Source organism: Psychroserpens sp. Hel_I_66 (genome assembly GCF_000799465.1).
Classification (GTDB): Bacteria; Bacteroidota; Bacteroidia; order Flavobacteriales; family Flavobacteriaceae; genus Psychroserpens.
Map to the genome: position 1 here is coordinate 113190 of NZ_JUGU01000001.1, position 15037 is coordinate 128226.

Annotated in this window: 16 protein-coding genes; 3 read left to right on the top strand and 13 right to left on the bottom strand. The window is 31.1% G+C overall.

Translation table 11 applies throughout. The features are described 5' to 3' along the window. Positions 1–173: 173 nt before the first annotated feature. A complete protein-coding gene (locus GQ40_RS00555) occupies positions 174–845 on the bottom strand; it encodes a CPBP family intramembrane glutamic endopeptidase (protein WP_047544805.1) in 672 nt (223 codons plus the stop codon). A gap of 14 nt (positions 846–859) precedes the next feature. Continuing rightward, entirely contained in the window at positions 860–2032 is a 1173-nt protein-coding gene (locus GQ40_RS00560; protein ID WP_047544807.1) for a metallophosphoesterase, read from the bottom strand. A 228-nt stretch (positions 2033–2260) separates the two neighbouring features. On the opposite strand from GQ40_RS00560, the gene GQ40_RS00565 reads away from it, so the two are divergent. After that, positions 2261–3079, top strand: a complete 819-nt coding sequence (locus GQ40_RS00565; RefSeq protein ID WP_047544809.1) for a sensor histidine kinase — start codon at positions 2261–2263, stop codon at positions 3077–3079. Continuing rightward, on the top strand, positions 3076–3774 hold the full coding sequence (locus GQ40_RS00570) for a LytR/AlgR family response regulator transcription factor (RefSeq protein ID WP_047544811.1): 699 nt from the start codon (positions 3076–3078) through the stop codon (positions 3772–3774). Before GQ40_RS00565 ends, GQ40_RS00570 begins: the two co-directional genes overlap by 4 nt. 177 nt (positions 3775–3951) lie before the next feature. Here the strand turns inward: GQ40_RS00570 and GQ40_RS00575 are convergent, their stop codons facing one another. The 6 genes from GQ40_RS00575 to GQ40_RS00600 form a co-directional block, all read right to left on the bottom strand. Beyond that, complete coding sequence (locus GQ40_RS00575) at positions 3952–4341, bottom strand: hypothetical protein (RefSeq protein WP_047544813.1); 390 nt, start codon at positions 4339–4341, stop codon at positions 3952–3954. 140 nt (positions 4342–4481) lie between these two features. After that, positions 4482–5240 (bottom strand): SDR family oxidoreductase, encoded by a 759-nt coding sequence (locus GQ40_RS00580; protein WP_047544815.1) that lies wholly within the window; start codon positions 5238–5240, stop codon positions 4482–4484. Between the two features lie 116 nt (positions 5241–5356). Continuing rightward, positions 5357–6214 (bottom strand): helix-turn-helix domain-containing protein, encoded by an 858-nt coding sequence (locus GQ40_RS00585; RefSeq protein ID WP_047544817.1) that lies wholly within the window; start codon positions 6212–6214, stop codon positions 5357–5359. A gap of 169 nt (positions 6215–6383) precedes the next feature. Continuing rightward, positions 6384–7184: a hypothetical protein gene (locus GQ40_RS00590; RefSeq protein ID WP_047544819.1), complete on the bottom strand. Its 801-nt coding sequence runs from the start codon at positions 7182–7184 to the stop codon at positions 6384–6386. Between the two features lie 165 nt (positions 7185–7349). Then, on the bottom strand, positions 7350–7817 hold the full coding sequence (locus tag GQ40_RS00595; RefSeq protein WP_047544821.1) for a nuclear transport factor 2 family protein: 468 nt from the start codon (positions 7815–7817) through the stop codon (positions 7350–7352). 170 nt (positions 7818–7987) lie between these two features. Beyond that, complete coding sequence (locus GQ40_RS00600; protein WP_047544823.1) at positions 7988–9058, bottom strand: hypothetical protein; 1071 nt, start codon at positions 9056–9058, stop codon at positions 7988–7990. Between the two features lie 283 nt (positions 9059–9341). On the opposite strand from GQ40_RS00600, the gene GQ40_RS00605 reads away from it, so the two are divergent. Next, positions 9342–10415, top strand: coding sequence for an IS110 family transposase (locus tag GQ40_RS00605; RefSeq protein ID WP_047544825.1), 1074 nt, complete (start codon positions 9342–9344; stop codon positions 10413–10415). 160 nt (positions 10416–10575) lie between these two features. On the opposite strand, the gene GQ40_RS00610 is transcribed toward GQ40_RS00605, so the two are convergent. The 5 genes from GQ40_RS00610 to GQ40_RS00630 form a co-directional block, all read right to left on the bottom strand. Continuing rightward, complete coding sequence (locus tag GQ40_RS00610; RefSeq protein WP_047544827.1) at positions 10576–12009, bottom strand: alpha/beta fold hydrolase; 1434 nt, start codon at positions 12007–12009, stop codon at positions 10576–10578. A gap of 80 nt (positions 12010–12089) precedes the next feature. After that, positions 12090–12794 carry a hypothetical protein gene (locus tag GQ40_RS00615; protein ID WP_047544829.1) on the bottom strand — a complete coding sequence of 235 codons (705 nt, stop codon included), beginning with the start codon at positions 12792–12794 and terminating at the stop codon, positions 12090–12092. A 147-nt stretch (positions 12795–12941) separates the two neighbouring features. Further along, positions 12942–13556 (bottom strand): class I SAM-dependent methyltransferase, encoded by a 615-nt coding sequence (locus GQ40_RS00620; RefSeq protein ID WP_047544831.1) that lies wholly within the window; start codon positions 13554–13556, stop codon positions 12942–12944. A gap of 11 nt (positions 13557–13567) precedes the next feature. Then, on the bottom strand, positions 13568–14131 hold the full coding sequence (locus GQ40_RS00625; RefSeq protein WP_047544833.1) for a GNAT family N-acetyltransferase: 564 nt from the start codon (positions 14129–14131) through the stop codon (positions 13568–13570). 176 nt (positions 14132–14307) lie between these two features. Further along, on the bottom strand, positions 14308–14997 hold the full coding sequence (locus GQ40_RS00630; protein WP_156115485.1) for a hypothetical protein: 690 nt from the start codon (positions 14995–14997) through the stop codon (positions 14308–14310). Between the last annotated feature and the right edge of the window lie 40 nt (positions 14998–15037).

Below are 15037 nucleotides of genomic sequence, written 5' to 3' on the forward strand. Positions count from 1 at the left end.
ACGGTCAAGTATAAGAGCAGTAGCGGATTTATATACACTGACCTTTCCGAATGCAAGATACTTAATTAAACACAAAAACGGTTTCAGAAGCACCCAAACCGCTATTGCTTTTATACATTGTTGGCTACAGTTTTTTATTTGGTCGAAAAATCATTCATACATTATTAAAATAATTACTGAATCCATTCAGATATAAGAGAATCTTTATTTAAATATATCAGTGTTAAACCTATAGTATCACTAAAGCCATGAATTAATACAAGTAAAAGTAGATTGTTTCTATTCTTATTAAAAATAAGCGACAAGCATAAAGACCATAAAAACACAGATATTACACCAACAAGTCCTTGATACGCATGAGATATACCGAAATAAACCGAAGTAATGATTGCGGACAATAACCAAGATTTATTAGAGTTTCCTAATAATTCTGCTAATCCCTTCATATAATACCCTCTAAAAAGAAATTCTTCTCCAAAGGCAGCAAATACCCACATAACAATCATTATAGCTATATAGCCAGCTAAATTCCCTCTAATGTCTTCTACAGATGATAAATCAAAGTTTCCCAAATAGTGTTGAAGTATTGGGTCTATAACTATGCTAAACCCAATAAAAAAGGCAAGTGTTATTCGTACACTTTTTAAACATGTTTTTTTATTAATTTTCTGTCCCATTCCAAACTTTGACCATTCATAATTGCTTCCCCATAAAATTAAAAACGCAATTCCCAGACCGAAGAAAAAGACAAAGTTCCGATCTATAAAACCAAATACCGGTGCGATGAGCATTGTAAGAACTACGATGTATGGTTTTGTCAAGTAATTGTAAATTTTAGTTTTCATCTTTTTGTGTTTTATTATAATTGCTTTTTATCTCCGTTTGTTAATACCTGAAAGTAATTTCCTTCTGTTATCAGCAGGCCTTCAGATTTTTTAAAAGGCCAATGTTTACTATAATCTTTTGGGTGCTTAACATCGATGGCAAATACTTTTCCATTGTATAATTTGTTTACATTCCATTGAAGTGTATGTCCAACAACAATTGCTTTAGCATTAAATTTGTCAATTCCTTTTGCCACATCTTCTTGGGAGAGATCATCGTTAAAATAACCTCGATACCAACAGATGCCATTCTTGTTTGAAAGAATTAATTGCTCAACCGATTCTTCTGGTTTAGGGAAATATGCTTGACGGTAATTATTTCTATTTATTTGATTAACCTGATCTATTGAAATATCATAATTTGCAAAATCAGGATGTATTCCTCCATGTGCAAAAAGATGACCGTTAATTAGCTCTAAAGTATTTTTAGATGTCATCCATTTTCCAATAAATGAGTTTTCATCGTATAGGTTATGATGCTGCTTTCCTAGAATGGATGCTACTCCACTATATTTGTAGGAGGCAGATTCGAATTTTCCTTGAAAATTGTACAATTCATGATTTCCTATAATAAAATGCACATATCCACCCTGTTTTTTAGCTTCCTGTTCTAGTTTATAAATAAACCAAAGAACTTGTGTCGTAGAAAAGCCTCTGTCAACAAAGTCACCAACCAGTACAAGGTGTCCTTTACCAAATGTCCAATTTAGATTTTTATCAATTACTTTACTATTAATAAGAAAATCACGAAAGGTTTTATAACCGCTCTCAATATCAGATATGGCAAGAATAGGTTCATTGTCAGAATAGGTAGAGTTAGGAATTTCAAAATTAGAATTTAATGTAAAATTAAAGGTTGAGCCGTCTAAAGGAAAATAGCAACTGGTAGGGATGTCTTCATTTATTGCATATTCCTTTTGATCAAGATAGAATCCATCTGTTTTATTCCCTTTAATGTAATTGACATTTAAAGTACTATCGGTTTCATAAAATACATATGGACCTTCTTTCTCTAAATTTAGTTTCAAAGGATTATCACCGAAATCAAAAGTGCCATTTAATGAAACTAAAGTGATAACCCCAACTATTAATAGAACACTTAAAGTGCCGAAAACATGTATTAAATAACGTAAAATTCTTTTTTTCATTTTGATTAACTTTATTATGATGTTCGTTTTTTGATTAATGATGGATCAAATATATTATGAGGTTAAGTGATGAAGAATTTTTTGTGATATACAGAGTTCACAGTATGATAAAAAATAGGTTAGAATAGGTGAAATGCTTTTGTCACAATTTTTAATACTTATGACATTCAAAATGGAGCGTTCATCACTCTTATTTATTTGTAGTTCTATTTCAGCTATTTTTGCAATATGAAATCAATTTTAAAAAGAAACAACTGGCTTATCCTTAAAATAGTTGTTTTTATAACCATACTAGTTCCAATAGGTATTACAGCATATGAATTTGTGGTACTTGGAAATGATTCAGTAGTCTTTCTTGGGGATTACCCTTCATCTGTAGGAATTATTATTGCAATTTATTACGCTATTTTACTTGTTATTGGTTTAATCTGGCTCGTTATGCAATTAAAGTCTGTTTTAAACTTAAAAAACGAAACAAAAAAAAATGAGTTGCTCCATTTACAAAGTCAGGTGAATCCGCATTTCTTTTTCAACATGCTCAACAATTTATATGGAATGGTTGATAAAGACGTTGAAAAATCCAAAGCTCTTATTTTAAAATTATCTGATTTAATGCGTTACAGTATTTACGAAGGCGAAAAAAATACTGTTTCTTTAGCAGAAGAAGTTATTTATTTAAAGAATTATATTGCCTTGCATAAAATGAGGTATCATAAGGAAATCGATATTCAATTTAAAACAGATATAGTAGACAAAAACATAAAAATAATGCCTCTATTATTAATTATCTTGGTAGAAAATGCCTTTAAACATGGCGTTGAGAATTTAAGAGAAAATGCTTATGTTCATATCAACTTAATCACTAACCTAAAAAATTTAACTTTTGAAGTTGAGAATAATTTTGATGAAAAAGAAATACCAACAGAAATTGGCATAGGACTAAAAAATTTAAAAAGAAGATTAGAGTTAGCGTATCCTAAAAAGCATAAGTTGAATATTATTAATGTTAATTCTGTATATAAAGCTCAATTAGAATTGCAATTATGATTACATATTTAATTATTGATGATGAACATATTGCTCACGATATTATAGAAGGATATTGTGATTTATTACCCAATATGAAATTGTTGAAGCGTTGTTATGATGCTCTAGATGCCCTGGAGTATTTAAGATGTAATAAAGTAGATTTAATTTTTTTAGATTTAAACATGCCTAAATTAAAAGGATTTGAGTTTTTAAGAACGCTTCCAAATCCACCAAATGTAATTGTAACAACAGCCTATAGTGAGCATGCTTTAGAAGGTTATGAACTAAATGTTATAGATTATTTATTGAAACCATTTAGTTTTGATAGGTTTTTAAAAGCCATTAATAAAACTATTAATTTAAAAAATGATTCAAACAAATCAGGATCATTTCAAACTACAGAAGAACAACATATTTTTTTATACAGTGATAAAAAGCACGTTCAAGTAAAATTAAATGATATTTTATTTGTTGAAGCTGCCGGAAACTATTGCAAAGTTGTTTTATTCGAAAATCAAATACTCATTCGAGAAAAAATATCTGATGTTTTGGAAATGCTTTCTCCTAAAATATTTTTGCAAGTCCATAAATCTTATATTGTTGCTAAAGAACATATTAATAGTATTGAAGGTAATAGGATCCAAATTAAAGACCATCAAATTCCTATAGGTAAGTTTTATAAAATTAATGTTCTTGATTTCTTGAAATTGTAGCCAACGGTTTGTATATGAAAAGTAGCAGATTTGTATGGACTAATTTTCAGTTTTAAAACAAATATAATAGAAAAGAGCCTAACTTTAGGTTAAGCTCTTAACTGCTATTTTTTATATACGTTGTTGTAGCCAGTTTTTATGTCATTTTTTAGATAACTTTTGACTATCATTTATCTACTAATCTTCAGGTTGAGCAACAACAACTTCTCTAGTTACTAACCAACTATCTCCTTTTTTGATTAAATCAATACTAAATACAAGCCGCTGCTCAACTCCAGTTAAATTAACCATACGCGTTACAATCACATGACCTGAATCACCATTTGCTTGAATAAGATTAAATTCAACATAATCATTCAATGGGCTATCTCCATTATCTTTTTTAGCTTGAAACATAGCCTTAATACTTTGCTTGTCTAATATTCCATTTAATCCATTTTGACCTACCATGATAACTTGAACGTTCTCATGATAAATATATTCTAGTTGTTTTATGTCAAAAGTTGTTCCTACCTTAATTACATTTTCAATTGCTTGTTTTAATACTTTTTCCGATTGTTCTATCATTTTATTATTTTTTTTAGATTTGTTATGTCGTTTTATTCAAAATGAATAAAACAACTTTCTGTATCTCTATTAATGTTTAAGTAATTTGCTAAATCTTGTGTTTAGCTTTTAAATTCATAACCTTCTTTAAATCTAGAATATTATCCTACTAATAATGGGTTAATATTGACACCTCCATCTATATTGTATTCACCACCAGTGATAAAAGAAGCTTTGTCAGAAGCAAGAAAAGTTACCAATTCAGCAATTTCCTCAGGTTGACCATAGCGTTTAAGCGGAATTCTGTTTTGCATTGCTTCACCCATTCCTTTTAGTTGTTCCTCAGACATTCCTGTTTTACTAAAAATCGGAGTAGCAATTGGCCCAGGATTTACAGCATTTACTCTAATCTTAAGTGGAGCCAACTCGGTTGCAGCTGTTCGGGTATATGAATTTAATGCTGCTTTAGATGCACCATAAACAGCTGTATTCGGCATACCCGTATAAGCGTTAATAGAAGATAAGTTGATAATACTAGCGCCACTATTGAGGATTGGCAAAAATTTCTCAATTGTAAATACAGCGCCTTTAAAATTAGTATTCATTAAGTTGTCAAACATATCTTCTGTAATTTGACCTACGGGTGCAGGAATGAAAACACCTGCATTAACAAATAAGGTGTCAATGTTTCCAAACTCACTTTTTATTTCATTAACGACATTATCAATAGCAGATAAACTGGTAACATCTGCAACTACACCTTTAACACCAAGTTCAGTTGCTGCTGTATTTACTTTTTCTTTTGAACGACCTATAATTATTACAGTTGCTCCCTCTTCTTTAAATTTTTTGGCTGTTGAATAACCAATACCACTATTACCTCCAGTAACAACAGCTATTTTACCTTTTAATTCACTCATTTTTTATGTCTTTAATTTATATCATTTATTAATTGATACAAATATCAGGAGGAATAGTCTTTGGTGAATTATCAATCTCTTTTTTTAGATAGTCAATCTCTAATCGAGTTAATTTTTCAAAGTTTTTTTTGAAACTGAATAGGGGTTAGCTGAGTGTGTTTTTTAAAAAAACGAATGAAGTTTGAAGGTTCTTTAAACCCCATTTTAAATCCAATTTCTTGAGAAGTGTATTTTTTTTCTGAAATATTTCGTTTTATTTCTAATAATAACCAGCTGTCAATAAAATCTTTAGCTGTTTTATTTGTAATTTCTTTACTTATTTCATTTAGATAATTGTAGGACACATTTAATCTTTTCGCATAATCTTTTGCGTTATGTATTTCACTATAGTGTTTAATAATTAACTCTTTAAAGAGATAGAAGTTTTTTAATCTTTCACTATCAAAAAAAACATGTTTATTACATGCCAGTCTTTTGATTTGAAAGAGTAAAGTCATACATGTAGAATGAATAATTTCTAACTTTAAATTATCGTCTATATCTTTATGTAAGTTTCCCAATAATTGCAAAATAGGCTTCAAAATATCAATACTTTTTTTTGCTATTTGAATATTTGACGTATTATATATTTGTAAAAAATGGAATAAGTTTTTTTCATTAATATTTTGCGTAATAAAACTCTCTTCAAATCCAATTACATATCCTTTTACTGTTACTTCTTTATTAAACGAATGAATTTGTCCTTTTGCTATTGGTAAAATTGTTCCAGGAGATAAAATTTCTTCTTTAAAATCTACAAAGTGTTTGCTTTCTCCTTCTAAAATTATAATTAACGCATGAAATTCAATTCTATGAGGTTTAGATAAATCAAATTTACTTTCTGAAATTGTTTCATGTAATTCTTGTATTGTAACAAAATCAAAAGGGATTTTTTGTTTTACAAAACGCGAAAAAGTTATGTTTTCAATTTTCATCAATTGCTTGAGTTTTTTTAATTGGCTACAACGTGATTGTGTATGATTTAGTTGCGTGTTTAAGCAATAAAGTTAGCAAATAAATCACAGATAGAAAGTCCGCGAGGACTTTCGTAAGTAGGCTGTAACCAGCAATGAATTATACACGGTGTTGCCAGCAGTTTTTATTTCAGACCGCAATTATATAAATTTCATCTTTGTATATTTCTATCTCAAAGTTTTCTCCTGTTTTTGTATCAAACCATCTGTCATCACTTATTTTAGTCATTCGTTCATTTAGTGTTTCTTTCACATTTTCCAAAAAATGTTCGGTGTAATGAAGTTTTTGACAATATAAATATCCTTTTCCTTTTTTGTATTCAGGATTTGCTTTTTGAAAATCAATAAAGTCGGTATAAATTCCTAATGAATTTGGTGCTCCAATTAAAAGAGTTTTTACTTTATCAAAATGCTCTTTAATTTCAAGAAAGTCAATTTTTTTCGTTCGGTCAATACTTTCCTTTATCGTATCTCCTTTATTGTCAATTTTGTAATAATATCTATAAGTTTCTGAATTTCGGTCAAGCAATGAAATCAGTTCTTTCAATGACTTAAAATATCTATTAAATTCTTCTTTTTCTTCCTTATCAGCTTTTACTTTTTTATGTAATTTATTGTAACCAGACTTTAATTCTTCTGATAGGCTTTTCAAATCGTGACTTTTCTTTAGTAAAATCCAATTCTTAAATTTCGATAGAATACTTGATTCGTGATATTGTTTGAAAAATTTAATATTCTCTTTTAAACCTAATTCAATTGCGTGAGATAGTGTAAATAGAGTAGGTAATGAAATTTCATCAAATCTTCTTTTTGTCTTTGGATATTCCTCAAAAATAAATTCAAATAATCGTTCGTATTGTCCCCAAATTTGAATATCTCCACTTGAATAACCAACCCAAGCTATATATCTATCTCTCTCTAATCTGTTCATTCTTTGGCTTGGTTCAAATTGCTGGCAACGGTTAGTATATGAAAAGTAGGCGATTACGAAGCACGAAACTTTAGGTTAAGAAAAATGTTTGATACGAACCAAAAGCTTTGATTTTACTACTGTTTTGCCTATTTTTTATATACCTTGTTAGGTACAGTTTTTTTGCTACCAATATTCAAAGATTCGAAGTATTTTTCCGTTTCTGAATTCAAAAAGGGTCATTTCTGGTTCGCCATCTTTAATTTTGCCATCTTTCTTTTCCACAAAACATTTTTGTGTCACAACAGCGTTCAATCCAACAATTTTATTTAGTACTTTAATATCCGTGACTTTTCCATCATAACCTCCATTTTTTTGATTTCGGACATATCCGTTATACAAATCCTCTCTGGTATACGTTCCGCCATATTTTGGATGAACATATGTAAAGTCGTCCGTAAATAGCTCAAAGGTTTTGTCGATATCTTCTACGTTAGAATCTGCTTGAAATATTTTAAGATTTAGTTCATAATATTTCTTAACTATTATTTCCAACGAATCCTTATGTGCTTTTGTGGCCTCTTGTGCAACAGCTTGATTTATTGTCAAAATAATTATTAAGAGGGAAACTAATATCTTCAGATGTGTTTTCATATTCGACTTTTGTTTGTTTTTAAATTGTACCTAACGTGTTTATATATGGTTTGTTGCGTGGTTAATCAACGAATTTACTAAATAAAAACTAACCAAGAAAATCCGCGAGGATTTTCGCAAGTAAGCGATTTGCCAGCAATAAATTATATATGGTGTTGTAAGCAGGCTTTTCATTCAGATTCCTTTTTTTTCTTGTATTTGTCAAGTTTAGTCTTGTCGAAATAATCATTTTCAATAGACCATTTTTTTAGAACTTCTATTCGATTTATCATTACTTCGCTAAATTCTTTTTCATTGAATAGTTTAAGTAAGTTATTTTGTTGTTCAAGCCACTTCTTAAATCCACAGCCTTCGATAGTCAATTTCTCAATAAACAGAACTTGTTCCTCAACTTCTTCCTCTGTTTTGTCTGGAAATGACTTTATTTCTTTAATAGTTTCTTGTGTTGAAATATCAGTTTCAGCAATTTTTTCAATACTCTCTAAATAGTGTTCAGGCAGAATCTTCCTAATTTTCTCGATGTTAAATGTTTCTAATCCACCAAAACTTGGTATGTCAATTCCAAATTTTCTTGAATAGTCATATTTTACTACTGATATTGGGTATTTTAGTAAATGAAGAGTACAAACTATTGAAGCAATTTTTTCATAAGTATTCAGCCAAGAATCGATTAAGTCTGGCTCAAAAGTTTGAGAATTACTTTTGAATCGCCCAAGTTTATTTGAGTACTTATTACCTTTAGTATGAACGTAATTATGTAAAAATCCGAGTTCTTCAAATCTCTTTTTTAAATTATGCTCTTTGTCGAATTTCTTAATATTTTCATTTGACAATAGTACTTTCCAAATTGTACTTGCTCTTGGTGTATTCGCATCATTTGAATCTTTTGATGAAAGCCAATCTTGCACCATTTTATGACCCTCATCATTGATGTTGTAATAGACAGATAACATTCCTAATTCGAGTGCACTTCGTAAAGAGACAAAAGCTTGTTTGTAAAGTCCGAAACAAACTAAATTAAATGAGATTTGAAGTTCTTCCCAAGATTCCGAAAATGGAAATATATGTCCAGACCAAAAATTGTCCCAGTTTTGAGGAATTGTCATTCCAATTATGTGATAAAACCATCCTAATTCCTCTATCTTTTCTTTTATGTTAGGATTTTCCAATAAGTATTCAGAAGTCTTCTTGTAAACTTCAATACTTTTATCGGGTTCAAATATGTATGGTGTTATCTTCAATGTTAGTTGGATGTTCAGCTTGCTTACAACGGTCTCGGCTCGTATGTTTACATTTTAAAGTTTATTGATTATAAATATAGTAGTTTTCTAGTTATTAATAAGAGCTAAAATAGAAGGGACATAGAGGTCTCGGCTAGATACATTATTTGATATCGTTTCATAGAAATCCCGCCCTTCTATAGTTCTCTTAGAATCTGAACAGTACCTAGATCCAAATTAAAGAGATCGAATCAAATGCGAGCAAAGATGCGAAGGGGAACAATAGCTTTAAAAATCAATTATAATGGATACAATATTAAGACAATGTTTGGGTATAGATGTTTCCAAATTAAGTTTGAGCTTATCCTTAGGTCATTTGACCAATGATTTAAGTAAGAAATTCGAGAGCCATGAAGATGACAGTAATGATCTTACGGGTTATAAGACTATAGTTAAATGGTTGGAGAGATCACTTGATACCAGTGTTAATTTCATAATAGTTATGGAAGCTACAGGAGTCTATCATCAGCACGTGGCACATTACCTATATGAGCGAGGATATGATATTTGTATAATGCAATCGGGTCGAGTCAAGCGTTATGCACAAAGTCTAGACCAACGCTCAAAGACGGATGCCCTGGACTGCAGAATGCTGAGTATGCTGGGTCTGGAAAGGGCTCCCCGTTTATGGCATCCACCTAGTTTATCACTTCAAGAACTAAAGGCATTGAGCAGGGAACGTAGTTCGTTGTTGAAGGACAGAACGGTGGAGACCAACCGTCAGGGAGCACTTTTGTCAGGTGTTAGTCAAAGTGCTAGAGCATCAAAGAGACATAAGGCTAGAGTCAAACTATTAAACCTTCAGATAGAATCGATAGAGCAAGAGATGCGTGCCCTGATATTGGAAGATCAGGAATTAAAAAGGAAGCTTTGTTATCTGGAAAGTATACCTGGTATTTCTTTTATATCGGCAGCCACAATTGTTGGTGAGACCTTGGGGTTTGAATCGGTAACTAACGGAAAACAGCTGGCAAGCTATGCAGGCTATGATGTCGTATTGAGAGAGTTTGGAAATTTCAAAGGAAAGACTAGGATTAGCAAAAAAGGAAATATCTATATCAGAGCAGCGTTACATATGCCATCGATGACCTGTGTGCGTTGCAATCCTACATTGAAAGCATTTTACAACCGATTAAAACCAAATAAAGCAAAGCCATTGGTAGCACTGGTAGCTGTACAGAGAAAACTGCTAATATTAATGTTTACCTTATGGCAGAACGAAGAGAATTATGACGCGGACTTTGAAAATAAAAAGCAGCAAAAGCACAAAGCCCTTGCTGCACAGGATAACAATTTGATAAATCAATTTGTTTCCTAAAATTTTAAAGGAAAAACTTGTTTTGTAACACAGTACCTATGAGTAGTTGCGTGGTTTAGCGATTAACTTTGCAAGTACACACCAAGTTGGAAATTCCGCAGGAATTTCCAAAGTAGGCGAGAACAAGCAATTACTTATAGCCATTGTTAGGCACAGTTTTTTATTCAAATATTGTTGGTACAAGTACAATTTTGTCAATGTTAATTTCCTTTCCTTTTAAAAAGTCTAGAACCATATCGCCAATTAACGGTGATTTCATATATAAGTCGTGTCCAGCATTCTCTAAAATGACGTGACTACCGTTCTCAAACTTTTTGGCGAGTTCAATTCCGCTATTTAAGTATGTTCTACCATCTAAAGAGCCACTTAGTAGTAGAGCGTTTACTTTGTTTGACTTTAATTCTCTGAACTCGTTTGGAAGTTGTGGGAAATCTAAATTTATCATCCATTCATAAAGCAAAAAGTTAATGGAACTGCCCAAAATGGATTGATTTATCTGAACGTCTATTTGTTTTTTTCGTTCTTCTGAAATTCCACTCTGCATATCCATTGCAAAGGACATTGGACTCACACCATTGAAAATATACCGTTTCATTACCATAACATCTGGTGCAATTGCTGAAAAATCGCCATTATGCATTTCCTCATATAGCTTGGGAAGTTTTTTTGAATCACTAGGATTTTTCAAATAGAATGTTGCAATAGCTGATTGTAGCTCAAAATTGGAAATACCTACCGTGTCTCTTCCCCCACGTCTATTATTGTAGGAACTTGTCACTGGTTTTCTCTTCAGTCTTTCGTGAACTTCAACAATTTTTTCTTTTAATTCAGGATATTTTTTTTCTGCGCCAAAATTGTCTTTCGCTAAATCGGCTATTTGGAATAAAAAATTTTCGGTGTTTTTTGGAAGTTTTATTGTTTCATCTGAACCCTCGAGACTAGCCAATACCATTTTGTCAATTTTATCTTCGAAGAGCCTGATGTATTCAAAAGCAAGATGCGAACCATAACTTATTGCCCAAATCGAAATTTTATCTGTGTTGAGAATCTTTCTCAATTCATCTATGTCTTTGGCACTTTCTGTTGTGTTGTAAGCTTTTAAGTTTACACTCTCTTGCTCCCAAAATTCCAAACATCTTGAAATGTTTTCTGTTGTCTTTTGAACATATTCAGCCTTGTCAGTTGGTTTTTCGAGATTGAATTCGGCAGTGTATGGACAATTAGGAAGTCTATCCGATAATCCCGTTCCGCGTTGGTCAAAGGCGATTACATCTGACACTTCCCGTAACTTCATAAACAATTCGAATCTGCCTCCTTTGGCTGTTTCAGTCCCCGAACCTCCAGGTCCGCCAGAAAGATATACTATAGGTTTTCCAGGATTCGGATTTGTGCTTTTAAATCTAATGAACGAAAGTTGAACTGAATCTTGAGAATTACTGGTTCTATCTTCCATGACCTTAAACGTTCCTAATTCAGCTTGAACAGTATCCTTAGCTTTTGATACAAATTCATAAGGTTCTATTTTCAGATTCTGTCCAAATAGGATTATCTGTGAAAATATTAATGACAGAGTTAATATAGTTTTAAACTTCATAGTTTTAGTTTGTCAAATTGTGCCTAACTTTGTTGTGTATGATTTCGTTGCGTGTTTAAGCACTAAAGTTAGCAAATAAATCACAGATAGAAAGTCCGCGAGGACTTTCGTAAGTAAGCTCTAACTAGCAATGAATTATACACATTGTTGTAAGAAGTTTTTAATTCTCCTTTTTTTATTAATTCAATTAATTCGCACCTTTTCTCGGAATTACTTTGTTCTTTGAAATTCTCTCCAATTCTGACAAAATCGTATGGAATATATTTATTTTCAGATTCGATTGTTTTTTCAAAACTACTTTCTCCAAAAGCTAAAAGAGTTGTCTTTTCAGAACTTTCAGACCTCAACATGACTCTTTTTAATTCTCCGTTTTTTTGTTTAGTAAAAACTCTAAATCGAGAACTTTCTAATTCCAGTTCTGTTGGGTAAAATGCAATTCCATTTTCATTAAATATAATTTGTTCACGATTTTGTTTTTTTTCGAATGTTTGTCCAAAGTCCGTATTATCTATAATAATTGCAGTCCCTTTGAATTCGGAAGGAAGAATTAAATCTATTTTATTAATGCCTGAGTAGTATGAAGAGGCCAAATGATAGTATGAATAAAGTGAGATTGCAGGCACTAAAATCCAGAATATTTTATGTTTAATTTTTAAATTTCCAAACAGAAGTATAACAATTCCAACAAGATAAATCGGAAAACCAAGTAGAAATCCAAATTTCACAAAATAAATTGAAACTCCAATTAATAATAATGCTATTCCAATTTTGTCGTATTTGTTCATTTCTCAAATTGTGTACAACGGTCTCGGGTATGAAACGTAGGGCATTTCGAAGCAGTTAACTGTCCACCCGAAACAGAGTTTGGTAATTGCCGAAAACTTGCGGGAACCACTGACCGCCCTATGTTTTATACCCATTGTTGTGGGCAGTTATTTTTCACAAACTATCATCCAATGTTTTTCACTTGGATTTTCTTCAGGTTCATTAATTTCTTTTAAATCTATTATATTATAATTTTCAAATTCTTCTTTTACAGACTTTTCATCATAGAAGTAGAGGTTTAAGCCTTGGGGGGAATAGAAAGTGTTTTGCCCAACTTTTTCTCCAATGCCAAATCGCTTATCGCTTGCTGACAATGCAACAAAAATCATAATTCCGTTAAAAGATAATTGGGAATAACAATCCTTAATTAGTTTATTCCTTTCTTCTTTTCCTAAAAGGTGGATGAGTGAATAACAATAAATAGCCTCAAATTTATTCTTATCAAAGGGCATATCAGCAACAGAACCGTGGTGTATTGTAACATCACTCTTAAAATATTTTCTTGCTCTTTTAATCGCGGTTTTAGAAATTTCAATTCCTGAAACATTAATCCCATTCTCATAAAAAACTTTTGCATTTCTACCATACCCGAAGCCTGGGATTAAAATACTTTTAATTTTCTTTCTCTTTAGTAAGTTAAGAACATTGCCTGCATTGTCAGTAGGGCTATCTCCCCACATTTTATCATTTTTGCTAAATGTTAATTCCCAAAATTCACTCATCCTTCCATTATTTAAATGCTAATAATTCCATTATTGTCATATGTTTTAATTTTAGAATAAATGTCCAAACTAATAAATTCCCCATTTTTAATTTCGCAGTCTTTCATCGTTCCTTCGTATTGAAAGTCAAGTTTTTCCATTGCTTTTTTACAGTTTGTGTTGTTCGATTCGACAAATCCTTCAATCCTATGTAGTCCTAGTTCATCAAATCCGTAGTTACATATTAAAGGCATAGCTTCAGTCATAATTCCTTTTCCCCAAAAGTCGGTTAGTAACCAAAAGCCGATTTCTGCTTTTTTATGTTGTTTGCTCAAATCATTAAGTCCACCTGCACCGTAAAAAGTTTTATTGTCTAATGAACAGATTGCAAACCAAATACCTGTGCCGTTTTTTTCTAGGTTAGCATAAAAACTCATTTGTGCTTCTGTTTCTTCCAAGGATTTAAAATTCACTCCATAATATTTTATTATTTCAGGGTCAGAAAGTCCTTTGTAAATATTGTTAATGTCGCTATCAACAATTTTCCTCATTATAAATCTATCAGTTTTTATTTTTGGAGTTCTAATCGTGTTCATTTGTGATTTTTAATGCTTTCAAGTTCGGTTTAATTGGCCACAACGTGATTGTGTATGATTTCGTTGCGTGTTTAAGCGCTAAATTTAGCAAATAAATCACAGATAGAAAGTCCGTGAGGACTTTCGTAAGTAGGCTATAACCAGCAATGAATTATACACGGTGTTGCCAGTAGTTTTTATTCCAATTTAAATTCCTTTTCAAACCAAGATTCAAGTTCTCCACTTCTGGCATAATATTTTAAAATTCCGTTTATTTTATATATTCCGTTCTGTAAAGAATCAAATTCAATATCTGCGAAAGAATAGTTATGTTTTATTTTGTAGTATATTTTCTTTTCTTGTCCATTGAACTTAATACTTTTTATTAAAATGTCTCTATTATCAATTACAGATTGTCCATATTTAGACGTCAGAGTAAGTTTAATTCCGTTTTCAGTTTTGCTGGTGATAATACTATCAACACCTCTCACATATGTTGGTTCTGATAAAGTAAATCCATTCGCATATTGAAAGGCGTTAGTCATTGCTATAACAAGCCTGTTTTTTAAGTGATTTAGAATTAAATCATTGGAATCTGTTTTTGGTTTTTTAAATTCTTCCAATGAATAATCTGCCATGTTTTTTACGATTTTCTTAGCTTTTCTAAATATATAATTTGATTCTGAAATTGTTTTATCTATATCGGTTTCTTCAATTAAAATTAAACTGTCAATTTTGAATATTAATAAATCAAATTGTGAATCCAATTTATCAAGCTCATCAATTTTTAGCGAAGGTATTTCTTGAATTAAAGTATGATAATCACTTCTTTCCGATTTTAAAACTCTATTATTAAACTCAAAATTTGTTTTTAAAAATGAGTTCATTTCGTTCAATTCGTCTGTTTTTTTGTTACAAGCGAAAAGT

Bases quoted from the DNA above. Each gene is read 5' to 3' on its own strand.
- GQ40_RS00610 (WP_047544827.1), bottom strand. From the start codon at position 12,009: ATGAAGTTTAAAACTATATTAACTCTGTCATTAATATTTTCACAGATA.
- GQ40_RS00615 (WP_047544829.1), bottom strand. From the start codon at position 12,794: ATGAACAAATACGACAAAATTGGAATAGCATTATTATTAATTGGAGTT.
- GQ40_RS00585 (WP_047544817.1), bottom strand. From the start codon at position 6,214: ATGAAAATTGAAAACATAACTTTTTCGCGTTTTGTAAAACAAAAAATC.
- GQ40_RS00570 (WP_047544811.1), top strand. From the start codon at position 3,076: ATGATTACATATTTAATTATTGATGATGAACATATTGCTCACGATATT.
- GQ40_RS00565 (WP_047544809.1), top strand. From the start codon at position 2,261: ATGAAATCAATTTTAAAAAGAAACAACTGGCTTATCCTTAAAATAGTT.
- GQ40_RS00625 (WP_047544833.1), bottom strand. From the start codon at position 14,131: ATGAACACGATTAGAACTCCAAAAATAAAAACTGATAGATTTATAATG.
- GQ40_RS00630 (WP_156115485.1), bottom strand. From the start codon at position 14,997: ATGAACTCATTTTTAAAAACAAATTTTGAGTTTAATAATAGAGTTTTA.
- GQ40_RS00595 (WP_047544821.1), bottom strand. From the start codon at position 7,817: ATGAAAACACATCTGAAGATATTAGTTTCCCTCTTAATAATTATTTTG.
- GQ40_RS00605 (WP_047544825.1), top strand. From the start codon at position 9,342: ATGGATACAATATTAAGACAATGTTTGGGTATAGATGTTTCCAAATTA.
- GQ40_RS00580 (WP_047544815.1), bottom strand. From the start codon at position 5,240: ATGAGTGAATTAAAAGGTAAAATAGCTGTTGTTACTGGAGGTAATAGT.
- GQ40_RS00575 (WP_047544813.1), bottom strand. From the start codon at position 4,341: ATGATAGAACAATCGGAAAAAGTATTAAAACAAGCAATTGAAAATGTA.
- GQ40_RS00620 (WP_047544831.1), bottom strand. From the start codon at position 13,556: ATGAGTGAATTTTGGGAATTAACATTTAGCAAAAATGATAAAATGTGG.
- GQ40_RS00590 (WP_047544819.1), bottom strand. From the start codon at position 7,184: ATGAACAGATTAGAGAGAGATAGATATATAGCTTGGGTTGGTTATTCA.
- GQ40_RS00555 (WP_047544805.1), bottom strand. From the start codon at position 845: ATGAAAACTAAAATTTACAATTACTTGACAAAACCATACATCGTAGTT.
- GQ40_RS00560 (WP_047544807.1), bottom strand. From the start codon at position 2,032: ATGAAAAAAAGAATTTTACGTTATTTAATACATGTTTTCGGCACTTTA.